15 protein-coding genes are annotated in these 17,214 nt (G+C 63.8%); 7 read left to right on the top strand and 8 right to left on the bottom strand.

Translation table 11 applies throughout. The annotated features are described in order from the left end of the window. Positions 1-35 precede the first annotated feature (35 nt). Positions 36-986, bottom strand: a complete 951-nt coding sequence (locus K0P03_RS10085; protein WP_037405545.1) for an alpha/beta hydrolase family protein — start codon at positions 984-986, stop codon at positions 36-38. A gap of 183 nt (positions 987-1,169) precedes the next feature. On the opposite strand from K0P03_RS10085, the gene K0P03_RS10090 reads away from it, so the two are divergent. Beyond that, a complete protein-coding gene (locus tag K0P03_RS10090; protein WP_272789495.1) occupies positions 1,170-2,105 on the top strand; it encodes a LysR family transcriptional regulator in 936 nt (311 codons plus the stop codon). A gap of 30 nt (positions 2,106-2,135) precedes the next feature. Here the strand turns inward: K0P03_RS10090 and K0P03_RS10095 are convergent, their stop codons facing one another. After that, positions 2,136-3,080 carry a DUF3137 domain-containing protein gene (locus K0P03_RS10095; RefSeq protein WP_272789496.1) on the bottom strand — a complete coding sequence of 315 codons (945 nt, stop codon included), beginning with the start codon at positions 3,078-3,080 and terminating at the stop codon, positions 2,136-2,138. A 112-nt stretch (positions 3,081-3,192) separates the two neighbouring features. Between K0P03_RS10095 and uvrB the strand changes: the two genes are divergently transcribed. Then, positions 3,193-6,264, top strand: a complete 3,072-nt coding sequence (gene uvrB, locus K0P03_RS10100) for an excinuclease ABC subunit UvrB (RefSeq protein ID WP_272789497.1) — start codon at positions 3,193-3,195, stop codon at positions 6,262-6,264. A 20-nt stretch (positions 6,265-6,284) separates the two neighbouring features. Here uvrB and K0P03_RS10105 read toward each other — a convergent pair whose 3' ends face one another. Then, positions 6,285-7,799: an anti-phage dCTP deaminase gene (locus tag K0P03_RS10105; protein WP_272789498.1), complete on the bottom strand. Its 1,515-nt coding sequence runs from the start codon at positions 7,797-7,799 to the stop codon at positions 6,285-6,287. A gap of 55 nt (positions 7,800-7,854) precedes the next feature. Here K0P03_RS10105 and K0P03_RS10110 point away from each other — a divergent pair, with 55 nt between their 5' ends. Together K0P03_RS10110 and K0P03_RS10115 are read left to right on the top strand one after the other, a co-directional pair. Further along, positions 7,855-8,043, top strand: a complete 189-nt coding sequence (locus K0P03_RS10110; RefSeq protein ID WP_272789499.1) for a hypothetical protein — start codon at positions 7,855-7,857, stop codon at positions 8,041-8,043. A 943-nt stretch (positions 8,044-8,986) separates the two neighbouring features. Then, positions 8,987-9,412 (top strand): hypothetical protein, encoded by a 426-nt coding sequence (locus K0P03_RS10115; protein ID WP_272789500.1) that lies wholly within the window; start codon positions 8,987-8,989, stop codon positions 9,410-9,412. Between the two features lie 15 nt (positions 9,413-9,427). Here the strand turns inward: K0P03_RS10115 and K0P03_RS10120 are convergent, their stop codons facing one another. Continuing rightward, positions 9,428-10,015, bottom strand: coding sequence for a J domain-containing protein (locus K0P03_RS10120; protein WP_130515702.1), 588 nt, complete (start codon positions 10,013-10,015; stop codon positions 9,428-9,430). Between the two features lie 121 nt (positions 10,016-10,136). Then, complete coding sequence (gene dusA, locus K0P03_RS10125; protein WP_272789501.1) at positions 10,137-11,246, bottom strand: tRNA dihydrouridine(20/20a) synthase DusA; 1,110 nt, start codon at positions 11,244-11,246, stop codon at positions 10,137-10,139. Between the two features lie 107 nt (positions 11,247-11,353). Here dusA and K0P03_RS10130 point away from each other — a divergent pair, with 107 nt between their 5' ends. Both K0P03_RS10130 and K0P03_RS10135 read left to right on the top strand, forming a co-directional pair. Next, positions 11,354-11,881 carry a gamma carbonic anhydrase family protein gene (locus K0P03_RS10130; protein WP_272789502.1) on the top strand — a complete coding sequence of 176 codons (528 nt, stop codon included), beginning with the start codon at positions 11,354-11,356 and terminating at the stop codon, positions 11,879-11,881. 97 nt (positions 11,882-11,978) lie between these two features. Continuing rightward, complete coding sequence (locus K0P03_RS10135) at positions 11,979-13,889, top strand: caspase family protein (RefSeq protein ID WP_272789503.1); 1,911 nt, start codon at positions 11,979-11,981, stop codon at positions 13,887-13,889. A 48-nt stretch (positions 13,890-13,937) separates the two neighbouring features. On the opposite strand, the gene K0P03_RS10140 is transcribed toward K0P03_RS10135, so the two are convergent. The 3 genes from K0P03_RS10140 to K0P03_RS10150 are packed head-to-tail and all read right to left on the bottom strand — an operon-like array spanning position 13,938 to position 16,082. Further along, positions 13,938-14,333, bottom strand: coding sequence for a Fur family transcriptional regulator (locus tag K0P03_RS10140; RefSeq protein ID WP_023515521.1), 396 nt, complete (start codon positions 14,331-14,333; stop codon positions 13,938-13,940). After that, complete coding sequence (gene znuB, locus K0P03_RS10145) at positions 14,330-15,160, bottom strand: zinc ABC transporter permease subunit ZnuB (RefSeq protein ID WP_050743256.1); 831 nt, start codon at positions 15,158-15,160, stop codon at positions 14,330-14,332. The genes K0P03_RS10140 and znuB overlap by 4 nt, the downstream gene beginning before the upstream one ends. Beyond that, on the bottom strand, positions 15,153-16,082 hold the full coding sequence (locus K0P03_RS10150) for an ATP-binding cassette domain-containing protein (RefSeq protein ID WP_130515650.1): 930 nt from the start codon (positions 16,080-16,082) through the stop codon (positions 15,153-15,155). Before K0P03_RS10150 ends, znuB begins: the two co-directional genes overlap by 8 nt. A 99-nt stretch (positions 16,083-16,181) precedes the next feature. Between K0P03_RS10150 and znuA the strand changes: the two genes are divergently transcribed. After that, positions 16,182-17,198 carry a zinc ABC transporter substrate-binding protein ZnuA gene (gene znuA, locus K0P03_RS10155; RefSeq protein ID WP_050743258.1) on the top strand — a complete coding sequence of 339 codons (1,017 nt, stop codon included), beginning with the start codon at positions 16,182-16,184 and terminating at the stop codon, positions 17,196-17,198. Positions 17,199-17,214: the final 16 nt, after the last annotated feature.

The raw sequence follows: 17,214 nt of genomic DNA on the forward strand, positions 1-17,214 counted from the left end.
TCGCCGGCGTTTTGTTTTCTATCCGCCTCAAGGCGTCAGTTCATGTACCGGGCCAGATACGACAGCACCTTCTCGGGATGGCGGCCGAACCAGTTGTAGCCGTCTTCGAAGCGCTTCGTCGTGCCTTCGATCCAGTGAAGCTCCTTGTCAGTGCTTGCCAGCGCGTCGAATGTGCTCTGCGCGTCGCTCGGATTGTTGATGATCGCATCGTCCTTCACCTGCCACATCAGGACGGGGAGCTTGATGTTCGGCGCCCAAAGCCTGCCCGACATGTCCGCAGCGGCAAAACCACCCAGCTTGAGAAGTTCCAGATCGATCAGTTCCTGATACTGCGCGATACCCTGGTAGCCGCTGAGCTTGGTGAAGACCGACGTCATGTTCGGCACCAGCGGGCTGAGCAGGCATCTGACGTTCTCGAAAAGCTCGGGACGCTTGCTGATCGCCGCATATTGCGAGACGCCGCCCAGGCACTGGCTGAACAAGGCGACATCCATCTTGCCCAGGCGCGGATGGGCATCGACGAACGTCTTCACACCGACGCAGTCGCGCCATTCCCACTGGCCGACGCCGCAGACCCCGCCATTGGCCGCACCGCTCTGCCCGTGGTTGCGGAAATCATAGGTCAGAACGTTGTAGCCGGCATCGGTCAAATGCTTGTACTGGATCACAAAGTCGATCTCGACCGGCTCGATGAAGTCGGCCCAGGGCTTGCCCATATGGCCGGGATAGCCGGCACGGCACATCGGAAGGGCGTGGTTGAAGATGACGAGTTTGTTGCTCTCGCCGCCCTTGGCCGGAATGTACCAGGCTTCGAGCGGCGTGCCGTCGTCCGAGGGGATGGACAGGTCGTGCCAGCCTTCCATGCCGTATTCGTCGGGGTTCTTGAAGATGAAGCTGCGCGGCATCTTCACCATGCCAGCCAGCGCCTTGACCTTGGCGTGATCCTCCGGGGAGACGGTTTTTTCCTGCTCCAGCGCCGTCCGCATTCTTTCCTTTGAAATTCCGGTCACAACATGACTCCTTTGTCTGTCCGAAGATGGGGTATCCGATCGAGACCATGCTGGTGTGCCGAAGCATGATGTCCGTGGATATAGGGCGCATGCTAAACGGGGGAATGGATCGGATAAACCGCCTGGACACGACATCAGTGTTTAGTCATAACTGACAATATGTCGCTTGATCCCTCCCTGCTCCCCGCCATGGCGTGGTTCGTCCACGTGGCCCGCCGCCGCAGCTTCACAAAGGCGGCCACGGAAATGGAGGTGACGCGCGCGACCGTGTCCCAGCATCTGAAATCGCTGGAGCGGCACCTGAACGTGCGGCTGCTGCACCGCACCACACGCGACATGTCGCTCACGGAAGAGGGCCGGCGTCTGTTCGACGTGTTGCAGCCCGCCTTTGCCGCGATCGAGGGCGCGGTCACCGACCTCGGGGAGGCCGGCGCCGAGCCGTCGGGCATGATCCGGCTGTCCGTTTCCCGCGTCGCCGCCCGGTCGCTGATCGAGCCGCATATGGCGGCGTTCCTGGCGCTTTACCCGAAGCTGCGGCTGGAACTGGTGACGGACGACGGTTTCTCCAACATCGTCGCCGACGGGCTCGATGCCGGCATCCGGCTGGGGGAAAGTCTGGACGCGCACATGATCGCGGTGCCCATCACGCCGCCGATGCAGATGGCCATCGTCGGCTCGCCCGGTTATCTCGAGCGCCACGGCATTCCCGAGACGCCGCAGGACTTGAAGCATCACAACTGCCTGTCCTACCGCTTCACCTCAAGCGGCACCATCGACCGCTGGTCGTTCATCACGCCCGACGCCGAGGCACGCACCGTGGTCTACGAGCCCGACGGCAACGCCATCTTCAACGACGATGACAGCATGCTGCGTGCCGCGCTGCAGGGCGTCGGCCTGGTGCAGCACCTCGACCTGTGCGTCCGTCCCTATCTACAGGATGGCTCGCTGGTTCGGGTCCTGCTGCCCTGGGCCCACCCTCGCCCCAGCTTTTTCCTCTACGTGCCGTCGCGCGCCCAGATGCCCGCCAAGATCCGCGCGCTCGTGGACTTCCTTGTCGAACAGCGCAAGAAACTCGCGCGGCAAATCGCCGGATAACAGGTCCGCCGAGCCCGGAGGCGACACCCTCTACCCGATCTTGCGCACCAGTTGCGCCGTCGCCAGCAGCGTCACGAGATCGCGGATCATCGGCCGGATATAACGGTCGAAGTCGATCGGCGTGTCGACCGGCGGCAGCTCGAAGAAGTCCTTCTTCGTCGGCACCAGCAGGTAGCAGTCCCGGCCCTTGAGGGCGAGACGCACCACGTCGTCCCGCCACACGCTCGCGAGGTAATCCAGCGCCTTCGCGAGCGTGCCCTGCACGATGGGCGTTGCCGCCTCCGCCCGGTCGGTGCGGAACTCGTGATAGGCGTCGACGTCAGGGTTGCCGCTGGTGACGAGCGCCAGCACCCCGCCGCCGAAGAGGTCGCGCATGAAGCGATGCACGGCGTTCGGTTTCCGCACCGCGACCAGAAGGCCGGGAAACGCCTCCTCCCGCTCGAAATGGAAGATCACGCCCTTGAAGGTCGTCTGCCGGCTCTTGCCGCTGCCGGTGCTGAGCTCCGTCTCGGAGAGCGTGAAGGCCAGCCCTTCGTGCACGCCCGCGATCATGTCGCCGTGTTCGGAGCGGTCGCGCAGCGCGAACTCCTTGTCCGGCATGCCCGAGAGGAACCGCGGCGTCGCGCCGTGCACATATTGCACCTCGTCGACGAAGCCGAAGACCAGCGGCAGCATGCGGTCGCGCAGGCCCTGCTGGAAGCGCGTCGCCGGCCCCACCGCGAACTTCCAGGCGAGGGTCGCCCCGAAGACCAGCACGCCGAGCGTGACGAAGGTCCAGTCCTCCTCGATCTGCGTGGCGACGAGATAGAGCAGCAGCGCCGAAAACAGCAGGTAGACGCCGAGCACCAGCGTCAGGTTGAGATACATGTCGCGCGCCACCTTCGGCCGCGCCGCATTGTAGGCCGCCACCGCCGCCCGCACCTCCTCGAGCGCCCCCTCCTTCGGCATCAGCGCCGCCTCGTCCACCGTGCTCATGCGCGCCCCCAACCCCGTTTCGAGGATAACGGCCGGAGCGCCCCGCAAATTCGTTTCCCTTTTGTACTCTTCACCCCTTCCCTTTCCGGATGACTCTCGCCATATTCCCCGCATGGCCAGAACCCCGAAAAAATCCTCGCCCTCGAACCCCGGTTTCGAGGAAGCCCCGCAGTCCGACTTCGAAGGCGCGCCGCTTTCGGGCAGCGTCTCCGACTGGGTGAAGCAGCTCGAAGCCGAGGCGGAGGCCGCCAGCGTCGAAAGCCGCCGCGAGGTCGCCTCGAAGGCCGGCAAGCACCGCAAGACCGTGGAGAACGCCGCCCGCCGCCACACCGAGCAGGTCACGGCGACGAAAACCTCCCGCGGCGTCTCGATCGGCGCTTCCTCCGACCCGAAGACCCGCGCCGCCGCCGGCCTCATGCCCGTCTCCGGCCTCGACGTCTCCCTGGAAGACGCCGCGTCCCTCAGCGCCGGCACGGCCGTCACCGCGACGGTGGACGCGCTGTCGAAACTCATCGAGAGCGGCAACCCGCTGTTCAAGGACGGCAAGCTCTGGACGCCGCACCGGCCCGCCCGGCCGGCCAAGTCGGAAGGCGGAATCCCGATCCGCATGGTCACCGAATACAAGCCCGCCGGCGACCAGCCGACGGCCATCAGGGACCTCGTCGAGGGACTGTCGGACGGCGAGCGCAGCCAGGTCCTGCTCGGCGTCACCGGCTCGGGCAAAACCTTCACCATGGCCAAGGTGATCGAGGAGACGCAGCGCCCCGCCGTCATCCTCGCGCCGAACAAGACGCTGGCGGCCCAGCTTTATTCCGAGTTCAAGAACTTCTTCCCGGAAAACGCGGTCGAGTATTTCGTCTCCTACTACGACTACTACCAGCCGGAAGCCTACGTGCCGCGTTCCGACACGTTCATCGAGAAGGAGAGTTCGATCAACGAACAGATCGACCGCATGCGCCACTCCGCGACGCGCTCGCTCTTGGAGCGCGACGACTGCATCATCGTCGCCTCGGTCTCCTGCATCTACGGTATCGGCTCGGTCGAGACCTACACCGCCATGACCTTCCAGATGGAGGTCGGCGAACGGCTCGACCAGCGCCAGCTCCTCGCCGACCTCGTCGCCCAGCAATACAAGCGCCGCGAGATGGATTTCCAGCGCGGCTCCTTCCGCGTGCGCGGCGACACGATCGAAATCTTCCCCGCCCACCTGGAAGATGCCGCCTGGCGCATCTCGATGTTCGGCGACGAGATCGACGCGATCACCGAGTTCGACCCGCTGACCGGCCAGAAGACCGGCGACCTGAAATCGGTAAAAATCTACGCCAACAGCCACTACGTCACCCCCCGCCCGACCTTGAACGGCGCCATCAAGGGCATCCGCGAGGAGCTGAAACACCGCCTGACCGAGCTGGAAAAGGCCGGCCGCCTGCTGGAAGCCCAGCGCCTCGAACAGCGCACGCGCTACGACCTCGAAATGCTGGAGGCAACCGGCTCCTGCGCCGGCATCGAGAACTATTCGCGCTACCTGACCGGCCGCCGCCCCGGCGAGCCGCCGCCGACGCTCTTCGAATACGTGCCCGACAATGCGCTGATCTTCATCGACGAAAGCCACGTCACCATCCCGCAGATCGGCGCCATGTACCGCGGCGACTTCCGCCGCAAGGCGACGCTGGCCGAATACGGTTTCCGCCTGCCCTCGTGCATGGACAACCGCCCGCTGCGCTTCGAGGAATGGGACGCCATGCGCCCGGACACCGTCGCCGTCTCGGCGACACCCGGCGGCTGGGAGCTGGAACAGTCCGGCGGCGTCTTCGCCGAGCAGGTCATCCGCCCGACCGGCCTCATCGACCCGCCCGTCGAGGTGCGCCCGGCCAAGAGCCAGGTCGACGACGTGCTGGGCGAAATCCGCGAGACCGCCGAGGCCGGCTACCGCACGCTCGTCACCGTGCTCACCAAGCGCATGGCCGAGGACCTCACCGAATACCTGCACGAACAGGGCGTTCGCGTGCGCTACATGCACTCGGACATCGACACGCTTGAACGCATCGAGATCATCCGCGACCTGCGCCTCGGCGCCTTCGACGTGCTGGTCGGCATCAACCTGCTGCGCGAAGGCCTCGACATCCCGGAATGCGGCTTCGTCGCCATCCTCGACGCCGACAAGGAAGGTTTCTTGCGCTCGGAGACGTCCCTCGTCCAGACCATCGGCCGCGCGGCGCGAAACGTCGACGGCAAGGTCATCCTCTACGCCGACCAGATCACCGGCTCCATGCAGCGCGCCATGGACGAGACGACCCGCCGCCGCGAGAAGCAGGTGGCCTACAACGAGGCCAACGGCATCACCCCGGAATCGGTGAAGGCAAAGATCTCCGACATCCTCGACAGCGTCTACGAGCGCGACCACGTCCGCGCCGACATTTCCGGCGTCTCAGGCAAGGGTTTTGCGGATGCCGGCCACCTCGTCGGCAACAACCTGAAGGCCCATCTCGAAGCGCTCGAAAAGCAGATGCGCGACGCCGCCGCCGACCTCGACTTCGAAGCCGCCGCCCGCATCCGCGACGAGATCAAGCGCCTCAAGGCCGCCGAACTCGCCGTCATGGACGACCCGATGGCAAGGCAGGAGGCGTCAGGCGCCGAAGGCGCAAGGGGAAATGGAAAGGGCTCGGCGAAGGCCCAGGCCGGGAGCGGAAAGAGGAAAACCGGCACCGACCACGAGTCGATCTCCCCCCTTGAGGGGGAGATGCCCGGCAGGACGGAGGGGGATGGCGTCCCTTCCGGCAAGCCCTCCGCAAAATCCCTCTTCCAGAAACCCTCGCTCGACGACATGGGCCCGGGCACCGACACCGAGCGACCGCTCTTCCGCAAGCCTGATCTGGACGAGATGGGCCGCGACGTCGCGACGCCGGCGGGCAAATCCCTCTTCCGCAAGAACACGCTCGACGAAATGACCGTCGGCCGCACCGAAAAGCCCGTGACCGGCGACCTGCCGGACCGCCCCCCGGAAACCCTCAGCACCAAGAAGCGCGCCTCCCCCCTCCTCGAAGGCCAGCCCGAGCGTGCGAACGGCGCGGAGGACGCCAAACCGGTGCGGCGGGGGAAGATCGGGGCGGGGAGTTATGAGGACCCCGCGGAGGCGAAGCGCAAAGGGCGGACGAAGGGGAAAACGGGGCGGCCGGGGCGGTGACGACCGAACAACAGCATCGCTCAGTCGAGTGACCCCTTTTCACCCAATCTTATAAGTGCAGATTTCAGACTCTCTAAGACGGTGTCTTCTAGCTGAGCATAAAATGGTGACTTCAAGTCGACAAATGGTATTTTTTTACCCTCATTGTAATCTTGCAAGCGGCCTTCTTTATCTTTTCGCTTAGCTCTCTGGAAAAGCTCTCTGTAACGGCGAGGAGTAATTCCATAAAAATGCGTAAAGTCGACAGCCGGAAATGATTTATACTCCCCTCTATCTTGGCTATCTATATCAATAGAATCTGCATGCAGGCGTGAAGCTAGGCTTTTTGGATATGGCTCCAAATAAAAAACCTTATCTATCCCGCTTGATACAATGTGTTTCGCACACATGTGGCAAGGAAACGTTGTGCTATATAGTACCGCTCCAGACAGAGATCCTCTTAATCTTGCAGCATCAGAAATAGCCGACATCTCTGCATGAACTATTCGTCCATACTCAAGCGCATCCATGAAACTCGATTCATTGAGCGCGTCAATTTGCGCCTCTGTTAATGAATCCCAAGCAAATCCGAGTTTTTTTACAATATCCTCAAGTATCTCTCTTTTTCTCTTGTCGTTAGAGTCGACCTTTCGACGAAATTCCCTATCGTCAAAATCTTCATCTGGCCAATAAGTTCCTCCACCTGCTTTAGGCACCTCGTTTGACCCGAGTGAAATAACCTCTCCTTTTTTGCTAAAAACCGCCGCTCCCACCTGCCTAGAAAGGTCTGACGTGCGCAATGCCGCAGACTTTGCCGCGAACATTCCATATTCTATTTTAGTAGGTGTAATTGTATTCGAAGAAAATAGTAGCTCCAAAAAACGATAAAGCTGTTCATTTGCTGCTGGCTTTCGAATATCTCGATTTATGATCAAATCAGCGTCATGAAATATCTTCGCTACGCGCTGCCCATACTTTTCGCGAACTTGATTTTCATCGATATCAATAAGCTGCTCTGCCGAAGAGCGAAATGAACTATGGGCCGCCTCGCCCGCGTCTTCAGCAAATTTTCGAGAGAGATAATCAACTCTTGATGATCGCATCGAATACACAGATATTTGAAAGAATATTTTCCCATACACCGCCCTCAGAAGGTCTATTTCCTCAGGCCTCTTAAATTGGTGAACGATAAAAACATTCTTTGTAAATCTCTCATTCTCGCTCGAACTAGACTTAAGTCTCGTCTCCACTATACTTTGAATCGTTAAAGCAGCCAGAACGGACGGATCCTTCGAGAAATTTCTCAACTGGTTCCCGTAGTTGATATACGTGTCGTAGCGTTGAGCGAGCGGCCTCTCTGTCAAGGGCCGTTCGGGAGGAACAATTTTTTCCATTTGCTTGAAAACATCCGTTACACGAATTTCGTGAGTCGTGTATCCGTTCGCGGCAAAGTAGCTGCGCGTTCCCGCTATGGTCTCTCCCAATGCTGTTCCGATCGGCGCAACCAGACCGATAACAATTTCGGGAAATTCAAGTCGGGGGATTAGAGATGTCATAGAACTACATTTCGAATCGTGCGAGGATGCAATGCGACTATCAGGAGGGCACAAAATGGTTGTAAAATCAAACACCACCAATGCAACTCTTGCGGCAACGCGGCGATTGGAAAAAGTGATTGAATCACACCGTTCATATTTTTCCGACTGGCGTAGCGATAAATTCGATAGGCCTGCTGGCAAGCAGGAGGATACTCAACGTGTTCCTCCTCACAATGATAAAAAAAAGAGCAACAATTCTTGATTTAGAATTGCGGTCAAATCATTGAAACACGCGCGGATAGCTCGTGGCTCTCACGTTTGCGCCTTGGTGTTAAGTGCCCCATAAATAATCGCTTTAGGTTACATTTTTCCCCGCCCCACCACCCCATGCCATACTCCCCTCATCCCGCCGCGGATACACCGCAAGGCGTTGCGACGAGGCGGGGTCGGCGCTTTTGGCGGGGGACGGACGTAAGCCGTCGCCAAGGGGGCTCGCGGAAAATGGTCTCCCTCCGGCGACACGGGGAAAGCGGCGGGGCGTCGGACCAGGCCCTCCGCTTCATGCCTCGAACGGCGCGCCGGGCGTGCCTGTGCGGCACACAAGGAGGCCGGGCGTGATGGATGCGTCGGCATCGTCCGCCGGAGCGGCGTTTTCCCGGGAAAGGCGTCAAAACCTTTCCGTCCGGGTGAGGCTCAAGGTGAGCCCGCCCGGCGCGCAAAACCGGACAAAACCGCCCCGGAAACCGGCGACGAACGTTCTTGCGCCCAGCCTTTGCAGAGAGACCCAAGTCGCGGGCAAAAACCGCCGAACGGGGCGCTGAAAGGCGTCATATACACTCTTCTGACAAGGCGGCTTCCAGCGCCCCGTCCGAAGCCTGATGCCCGCACCCCGGCGTATTTTTTGCGCGCGGGCAGGCGAACGCCTGTGCGCACGCTCCCCGGAACCGGCGCGCCACCCGCGCCCGCCCGGCCGGGACGCCCCTTTCCGCGCCGCAGACGGCGGCGCAGCCGGGACACGGACACAAGAGCCCGTCCGGCTGAAACGAGACCGCTTCGCCGCCGGACGATGCGATGGAAACGGGATCGGAAAGCCTTTCCGGTGAACCGGATCCCCCGGCACACCCCCTCGGCAGGACCGCAGTCCCGCGCAGCGCGCAACCGGCGCGGGCCGGCGCGGCATCCGCCCAACCCCGACAGGAGCCCAGATGGCCGATCGCCCCCAGCCTCCCCCGTCCGACCTTGCCCTCCTCGTGCGCGCGGCTGAGATGCTGGCCTTGCCGCAGCGCGTCTGCCGCATCCGGAGCTGCCGCCGCCGCGGGTACTGCGCTTGGTTCTTTCACGACACGCAGGAACCCTGCTGCCTCGGCCATCTCGATGCGGAGCAGCGCCGCCTGTTCGACGATTTCGTCCAGATCGTGCGCAATGTCAGGGATTTCGGCAATTCCCGCGGAAAGCTTGCCTTCGCCTCGCCCTGGCGCGAGACCCGCGCCCTTCAGGACGCCGCGGTGGAGGCCGCCCGGCCGCTCCTGCGCGGCGCCGCGCTCGCGGAGTACCGCGCCTTCGCCAACGCGCGGGTGAAAAACAGGCTGCCGGTGCGATATGAGGGCGACGAGCCGCCGCTACCCCGTTGAGACGGCGCGGGCGGCCTATTCCGCCGCCTCGCCCTTCACCTCGACCGGCAGCGGTTCGAGCGCCGCCGCCAGCTCGTAGGAGTAGCCTTCCAGCATGGAATAGGCCTGCTCGATGACCGCAATCTGCCCCTCCGCATTGCGGATCGCCTCGGCGATCGACTGCGAGCGGGCGCGCAGCATGGAGCCCAGAAAGTCCGTGCCGGGCTTGCGGCCGAGCCGGTCGATATGCTGGCGCACGCGGTTGCGGTGGCGCTCCAGCTCGAGGATGTGGAAGCGGCTCTTGACGATGTCGTCGGAGAGCTTGCGGCGCATCGCCGCCAGCGGATCGAAGCTGCCGGGCTCGCGCTCGTCGAGGATCACGTCGTTGACCAGCGGTTCGAGCAGCATCAGGCCCTTGAGGTCGCGCGGATCGGCGAGCTGCGGGTCGAAGCCGGTGTCGTCGAAGACCTTTCGGCGCACGGGGTCGCGCAAAAGGTCGTAGCAGGTCTGCAGGCGGGCGAACTGGTCCGCGTCGCCGCCGGAATCCGGGTGCATGCCCTTGGCGGCCTTGCGATAGGCCGCCTTCACCTGGTTGTCGTCGGCATCGCGCTCTATTCCGAGCATGGCGTAGGGATCGATCACGCGGCCACCTGTCCGTCTTTTTGCACTGCGTCGTCTCTGTAGCAAACTCTCCGACCCCGAGGGGACGAAATTGTGGTCGGCGCAAGGCGATGCACAGAAAGCGCTATTCCGCCGCCGCGGCCGTCTCGGCCCTTGCGGACAGCACCGCCGCGAAGGCCGCCGCGATCACCTCCGGCCCCGCCCCCGGCTTCGTCGCGTCGGTCGACAGGATCTGCCGGTATTTTCGCGCGCCCGGAAAGCCCTGGAAGAGCCCGATCATGTGCCGCGTGACATGCGCCACCCGTCCGCCGCGGGCGATCACCCCGCCCGCATAGGCCATCATCGCATCCCGCACCGCTTCCCAATATTCCGTGGAAAGCACCTTCGGATCCGACAGCCGGCCGCCCGTCCGGAGCGGATGCGGATGCGGATGCGGATGCGGATGCGGATGCGGATGCGGATGCGGAAAAAGGTTATCCACGCCCGCAAGGATGCCACTATCCTGATACGCAGCCCGCCCGAGCATGATGCCGTCCAGCCCCGTCATCTCTTCAAGCGCCTGCCCCAGGGTGTGAAGCCCGCCGTTGAGCCCGACGAAAAGGTCCGGGTTCTCCGCCTTCAGCCGGCGCACCAGACCGTAATCGAGCGGCGGAATGTCCCGGTTCTCCTTCGGCGAGAGCCCTTGCAGCCACGCCTTGCGCGCATGGACCCAGACGGCATCCGTCCCGGCGGCCTTCACGCGCGAAACGAGATCGCGCAACGCCACCTCCGGATCCTGGTCGTCGACGCCGATGCGGCATTTGACCGTGACAGGAATGGCAACCGCCGCCTTCATCGCCGCCACGCAATCGGCGACGAGCTGCGGCTCGCGCATCAGGCAGGCCCCGAACGTGCCGGACTGGACCCGGTCCGAAGGACAGCCGACATTGAGGTTGATCTCGGCATAGCCAAACCCCTCGCCGATCCGCGCCGCCTCGGCCAGTTTTGCCGGATCGTTGCCGCCGAGCTGGAGCGCGACGGGCTGTTCCACGGCGTCGAAACCGAGCAGTCGCTCGCGGTCGCCGCGCAGGATCGCATCGGCGACGATCATCTCGGTGAAGAGCAGCGCATTCGTCGTGAGCTGGCGCGCGAAGACGCGGTAGTGGCGATCACTCCAGTCGATCATCGGCGCGGTGGCGAAAATCTTCGTCCCCGTTGTCACGGCCTGGTGGTAGAATGTGGCTGCGTTCGTCATGGCGCGGCTCATACTCCATATGGCCCGGAAAAACCACCCTGGCCTTTCCCCGCCCTCCTTCACCGGTGCTAGAGTGAGGACAGGAATCAGACCTGCCGGAGGAAACCATGCCGCTCTACGCCCTCGACGACCACGCCCCGAGCCTTCCCCAAGGCGACCGCTACTGGGTGGCGCCGGATGCGAACGTCATCGGCAGGGTCGTCCTCGGCGAGGATGTCGGCATCTGGTTCGGCGCGACGCTGCGCGGCGACAACGAGCCGATCACCATCGGCGCGCGCTCGAACATCCAGGAGGGCGTCGTCGTGCATGTCGACCCCGGCAGACCAGTAACGATCGGCGAAGGCTGCACGATCGGTCACAGCGCCATCATCCACGGCTGCACCATCGGCGACAACTCCTTGATCGGCATGGGTGCGACGGTGCTGAACGGTGCGGTCATCGGCAAGAACTGCCTCGTCGGTGCCAATGCGCTGGTGACGGAAGGCAAGGTTTTCCCGGACAATTCGCTGATCGTCGGCGCGCCCGCCAAGGCGATCCGCACGCTCGACGACGAGGCGGTCGCCGGGCTCCAGCGCTCCGCCGAAAGCTATGTGCGCAACTGGCAGCGCTTCAAGATCGGCCTCAAGGCGCTCTGATCCCGGTATTCGACCGGAAAAATCCACCGGAAAAACTTCCCCGCCCGACAGGGTTGCGGCATACTTCTCCTCGCCATGAAGGCCGCGTGAGGGGACCATGCTGCTTCGTCTCGCCATCCTGCTTCTTGCCGTCGTCATCGGCCAGCCGGCCGTTGCCGCGCGCAAGGCCGCCCTTTTGATCGGCAATGCCACCTATGCCGCGCCGGCGACAGTGCTGAAGAACCCGCCCAACGACATCACGGCGATGAAGGCGACGCTGGAGACGGCCGGCTTCGAGGTGACGGTGCTCGAGAACGCCGGCCGCGCGGCGATGTCGCAAGCCCTTGCCGGCTTCGAGGAAAAGGTCGCCGGCGCCGATATCGGCCTCATCTACTATTCCGGCCACGGCATCGAGGTGAACGGCGACAATTTCCTCATCCCCGTCGATGCGAAGCTCGCCTCGGACCGCGACGTCAAATACGAGACGATCCTGCTCGACGACCTCCTGCATGCGTTGGCCGGCGCCACGAAGCTGAAGCTCGTGCTGCTCGACGCCTGTCGCGACAATCCGTTCCTCACCTCCATGAAGCGGCTTTCTACCCGCGGCATCCCCACCCGGGGCCTCGCCCGCGTCGACAGCGCCGAAAGCAACATGCTGATCGGCTATGCCACTGCGCCCGGCGACGTGGCGCTCGACGGCGACGGCGCGATGAGCCCCTATGCCGCGGCGCTTTCCCGCCACCTCGTCACACCGGGGCTGGAGATCGAAGCGGCGCTGCGCGCGGTCGCCAAGGACGTGTTCGAGGCGACGGACGGCAAGCAGCGTCCGTTCAAGACCGGCTCGCTGTTCGAGACGGTCATGCTGGGCGAAGGCCTTGCGCCCGACGCCGCCGGCAGCGCCATCGGCCAGGGCGATCCCTGCCGGGATGCGAGCGCGCACTGGGCGGAAATCCGCGAGAGCAAGGACAAGGCGATGTTCGAGGATCATCTGCGCCTTTTCCCGGCCTGCGCCTTTGCCAACATCGCCCGCCAGCGCATGGCCGCGCTCGCCCCCGCCGTCAGCCGCCAGGAAACGTCCGGCGAAACCGAATGCGACCGCCTGGCGGCCGCCGAGAACGACCCGTTCAAGCTGGCCGCCGCCAAGGGCGTCGACTTCTACAAGATCGATTTCACCCGCGCGATACCGGCCTGCGAGGCGGCGATACGCGAAAATCCCGGCGAGAAGCGCTTCGCCTACCAGCTCGGCCGGGCGCTGGACAATGGCGGCCGCTTTGCCGAAGCGCTGGCGCAGTATCGCAAGGCCGCCGATCTCGGCAACCACCAGGCGATGCGCAATCTTGCGATTCTCTACGAGAATGGCGAAGGCACGGCGCAGGATCGCGCCGAGGCCATGCGCTGGTTCCGCAAATCCGCGGACCTCGGCAATGCCTTCGCGATGAACAAGGTCGGCCTCCTCTATGATGAAGGGCTGGGTGTCGCCAAGGACAAGAAGGAGGCCTACCGCTGGTTCAGCAAGGCCGCCGAGGCCGGCAACGCCGAAGCCATGACCAGCCTCGGCTTCGCACTGACCAACGGCGACGGGGTCAAGCAGAACCATGCGCTGGCCCTGGAATGGTACCGGAAAGCCGCCGATGCCGGAAACGCGCAGGCCTATAACAACATCGGCACCATGTACGAACGCGGCCGCGCGGTGCGCAAGGACAAGCAGGAAGCATTGAAATGGTATGCGAAGGCCGCGGAGAACGGCAATGGCCAGGGCGCCCAGAACGCCGCCGCCATTCTCGACGGCATCGACACGGAAAACGATCCCGTCACGGCAGCGGCCTGGATGGAGAAAGCCCTTCGCCTCGGCCACCAGGGCGCGCGCTACCAGATGAAGGACAACACCACGGCCTGGTCGCTCAAGTTCCGCAAGGCCCTCCAGCAGCGGCTGGTCGAGGCGGGCGTCTATTCCGGCGCGATCGACGGCCAGTTCGGCCCCTCGACCATCCGCGCCGTCGAGGCGATCTTCGACAAGAAGGCGGGTTGAGACCTCTAGCCGAGCCAGCCGAAGCGCTCACGCTTCGGCGGAAGCGCTCTAGGCACAGCCCGCACAGGTGCCGCGAATCTCGATCGTCGTCTTGCCGGTCTTGAAGTTGCGGTCCATCGCAAAGCCCTTCAGCCGGTCCTCGATGACGTGGTCGTGGAACTCGGTGACCTTGCCGCAGGTCTCGCAGATCGTGAAGGCGGTGATGCCGTGGGCGTGACAGCCGTCCTCCGGATGGGCGCAGGCGACGAAGGCATTGATGCTTTCGAGCCGGTGCACGAGGCCGAATTCCAGCAACTTGTCGAGGGCCCGGTAGACCTGCAGCGGTGCACGAAACCCGTTGTCGCGCAGCTTGTCGAGGATCGAATAGGCGCTCAGCGGGCCTTCGGAATGCGACAGCACGTCGAAGACGAGGCCCTGGTTGCGCGTCAATGGTTGCGTGGTCATGCCCGACCTCCCTGGCTTGCTGGCGAATGAGCCGCTCCGCTCGTCCTCGGCCTGGTGAGCAGGCTTAGAATGAACAGAGCCAATGCTGCAACCACGATCGAGGGACCGGAGGGCGTGTCGAATTTCAAGGAACCGAAGAGCCCGCCGACAACGGCGAGTGCCCCGACGACCGAGGCGAGCACCGCCATGATCTCCGGGCTCGTGGAAAAGCGCCGGGCCGTGGCCGCGGGAATGATCAGCAGCGAGGTGATCAGCAGGATGCCGACGATCTTCATGGCGATGGCGATGACGAGTGCCATCAGGAGCATGAAGGCAAGCCGCGTGCGTTCCGGCTGCAGGCCTTCCGCCTCCGCCAGTTCCGGGTTCACCGTCGAGGCGATCAGCGGGCGCCACAACCAGATAATGGCGAAGGTGACGAGCACGCCGCCGCCCCAGACGAGGTCCACGTCGGCGCGCGTGACGGCGAGAATGTCACCGAACAGGAAGCCGACGAGGTCGATGCGCACCCAGGTCATGAAGGAGACGATGACGAGGCCGATCGCCAGCGTCGCATGCGAGAGGATGCCGAGCAGCGCGTCGGTGGAAAGCGTGCCACGCCTTTGCAACAGCAGGAGGAGAAGCGAGACGGACGCGGCGACGATGAAAACGGAGAGCAGGAGGTTGAACTCCATCAGCAGCGACAGCGCGACGCCGAGCAGCGCCGAATGCGCCATCGTGTCGCCGAAATAGGCCATGCGCCGCCAGACGACGAAACAGCCGAGCGGCCCGGCGGTGATCGCCAGTCCCACGCCGGCAACGAGGGCACGGATGAAGAAATCGTCAAGCATCGCGCCGCTCCTCGCCGCTGCGGGCCGGCGCCGGTCCGTGGTCGCAGCCGCAGTTCGGGCCATGCACATGGCCGATGCGCATCGGCCCCGCCCGCCCGCCGGTCGGCAGGATATCGACGGGGCGCCCGTCTTCTGGCCGGCAATCGTCGGTGATCGAGCCATCGGCATGCAGCACCCGGCCGTCCGGCAGGTGCGTATGGTCGTGGTTGTGGTTGTAGAAAGCGAGCGTCTGGCCGGCACGGGCGCCGAACAGCTTCAGATATTCCGGGCTCTGGCTGACGGTCTCCGGCGTTCCCCGGCAACAGACATGGCCGTTGAGGCAGATGACGGTGTCGGTCTCCGCCATCACCACATGCAGGTCGTGCGAGATCAGCAGGATGCCGCAGCCCGTGGTGTTGCGGATCGTCTTGATGAGGTCGTAGAGCGCGATCTCACCGGAAAAATCGACGCCCTGCACCGGCTCGTCGAGCACCAGGAGGTCCGGCTTGCGGGCGATCGCCCGGGCCAGCAGCGCACGCTGGAACTCGCCGCCCGACAGGTGCTGCACCTCTGCGCGCGCGAGATGCCGGATGCCGGTCGCCTCCAGCGCGGCATCGATCTCCGCGCCCTTCAGCGGCGAGGTCAGCGTCATCAGCCGGTCAACGGTGAGCGGCATGGTCCAGTCGATCGACAGCTTCTGCGGCACGTAGCCGACCTTGAGGCCGGCCTTGCGCTCCACCCGGCCCTCGTCGGCCTTCAGCACGCCGATCGCCGTCTTGGCCGTCGTCGACTTGCCGGACCCGTTGGGGCCGATCAATGTGACGATCTCGCCCGGTGCAATGGAGAACTCCACGCCGCGCACGAGCCAGCGGCCCTGGCGACGAACGCCGACGCCCGCAAGCGAGACGAGCGGCTGGACGGTCTTGGTGGGGGTCTGCAGCATCATTTTTCCAAAAGCCTGTTGCGTCAGGGTATGGCACACGTTATAGCATAACGCAATTGATGTAATAACATTACATTGCAATTCAAGACGGAGATCCCCATGCAAAAGGCCGTTCGCACCCTCCTCCTCACCACAGCGCTTTTTTCCGCCGGCACCATCGCCGCGCGGGCCGAGACGCCTGACGTGGTCGTGTCGATCAAGCCGATCCATTCGCTCGTCACCGCGATCATGCAGGGCGTCGGCGAGCCGGCCTTGATCGTCGAGGGCGGCGCCTCGCCGCATACCTATGCCTTGAAGCCGTCCAATGCGGCTGCCCTGCAGGATGCGGACGTGGTCTTCTGGGTGGGGCACGGCCTCGAAGCCTTCCTCGAAAAGCCGCTTGAAGCGCTCGGCGGCAAGGCGACCGTCGTGGAACTGGAGGATGCGCCCGGCCTCGAAAAGCTGCCCTTCCGCGAAGGTGGCCCGTTCGAGGCACATGACCATGAGGGCGAGGACGGACACGATCACGCCCATGGCGAGGAAGGCCACGACCACGGCAAGGAGGCAGACGGCGGCCATGCCGGGGAAGCCGGGCACGAAGGGCATGAACACGGCGCCTTCGACATGCATCTCTGGCTGAGCCCGGACAATGCCCGCGCCATCGCCGCCGAAGCCGCCCGTGTCCTGTCGGAAAAGGATCCCGACCATGCCGCCGCCTATCAGGCGAACCTTGCGGCGCTCACCGAAAAGCTCGGCGCGCTCGACAAGGAGATCGCGGAAACCGTCGCCCCCGTGAAGGACAAGCCCTTCATCGTCTTCCACGACGCCTACCAGTATTTCGAGCACCATTACGGCGTGGCAACCGCCGGCTCCATCACCGTCAGCCCGGAAACCATGCCCGGCGCCGCCCGCCTCACGGAAATCCGCGAGAAGGTGAAGACGCTCGGCGCAACCTGCGTCTTCGCCGAGCCGCAGTTCGAACCCAAGCTGGTGAACGTCGTCATCGAAGGCACCGACGCGAAATCCGGCACGCTCGACCCGGAAGCCGCCACGCTGGAGCCCGGCGCGGACCTCTACTTCACCCTGATGCGGAGCATTGCGACGTCGCTGCGCGATTGCCTCGGTCAGAAAGGCTGAGTGCGACCCGGGATGG

Origin of the sequence: Shinella sp. HY16 (assembly GCF_028534175.1) — a bacterium.
GTDB lineage: Bacteria > Pseudomonadota > Alphaproteobacteria > Rhizobiales > Rhizobiaceae > Shinella.

Excerpts from the sequence above, each read along its gene's own strand:
- K0P03_RS10105 (WP_272789498.1), bottom strand. The coding sequence starts at position 7,799 with ATGACATCTCTAATCCCCCGACTTGAATTTCCCGAAATTGTTATCGGT.
- K0P03_RS10150 (WP_130515650.1), bottom strand. The coding sequence starts at position 16,082 with ATGCTGCAGACCCCCACCAAGACCGTCCAGCCGCTCGTCTCGCTTGCG.
- K0P03_RS10090 (WP_272789495.1), top strand. The coding sequence starts at position 1,170 with ATGTCGCTTGATCCCTCCCTGCTCCCCGCCATGGCGTGGTTCGTCCAC.
- uvrB (WP_272789497.1), top strand. The coding sequence starts at position 3,193 with ATGGCCAGAACCCCGAAAAAATCCTCGCCCTCGAACCCCGGTTTCGAG.
- K0P03_RS10140 (WP_023515521.1), bottom strand. The coding sequence starts at position 14,333 with ATGACCACGCAACCATTGACGCGCAACCAGGGCCTCGTCTTCGACGTG.
- K0P03_RS10095 (WP_272789496.1), bottom strand. The coding sequence starts at position 3,080 with ATGAGCACGGTGGACGAGGCGGCGCTGATGCCGAAGGAGGGGGCGCTC.
- znuA (WP_050743258.1), top strand. The coding sequence starts at position 16,182 with ATGCAAAAGGCCGTTCGCACCCTCCTCCTCACCACAGCGCTTTTTTCC.
- K0P03_RS10110 (WP_272789499.1), top strand. The coding sequence starts at position 7,855 with ATGGTTGTAAAATCAAACACCACCAATGCAACTCTTGCGGCAACGCGG.
- K0P03_RS10130 (WP_272789502.1), top strand. The coding sequence starts at position 11,354 with ATGCCGCTCTACGCCCTCGACGACCACGCCCCGAGCCTTCCCCAAGGC.
- K0P03_RS10120 (WP_130515702.1), bottom strand. The coding sequence starts at position 10,015 with ATGCTCGGAATAGAGCGCGATGCCGACGACAACCAGGTGAAGGCGGCC.
- znuB (WP_050743256.1), bottom strand. The coding sequence starts at position 15,160 with ATGCTTGACGATTTCTTCATCCGTGCCCTCGTTGCCGGCGTGGGACTG.
- K0P03_RS10115 (WP_272789500.1), top strand. The coding sequence starts at position 8,987 with ATGGCCGATCGCCCCCAGCCTCCCCCGTCCGACCTTGCCCTCCTCGTG.
- dusA (WP_272789501.1), bottom strand. The coding sequence starts at position 11,246 with ATGACGAACGCAGCCACATTCTACCACCAGGCCGTGACAACGGGGACG.
- K0P03_RS10135 (WP_272789503.1), top strand. The coding sequence starts at position 11,979 with ATGCTGCTTCGTCTCGCCATCCTGCTTCTTGCCGTCGTCATCGGCCAG.
- K0P03_RS10085 (WP_037405545.1), bottom strand. The coding sequence starts at position 986 with ATGCGGACGGCGCTGGAGCAGGAAAAAACCGTCTCCCCGGAGGATCAC.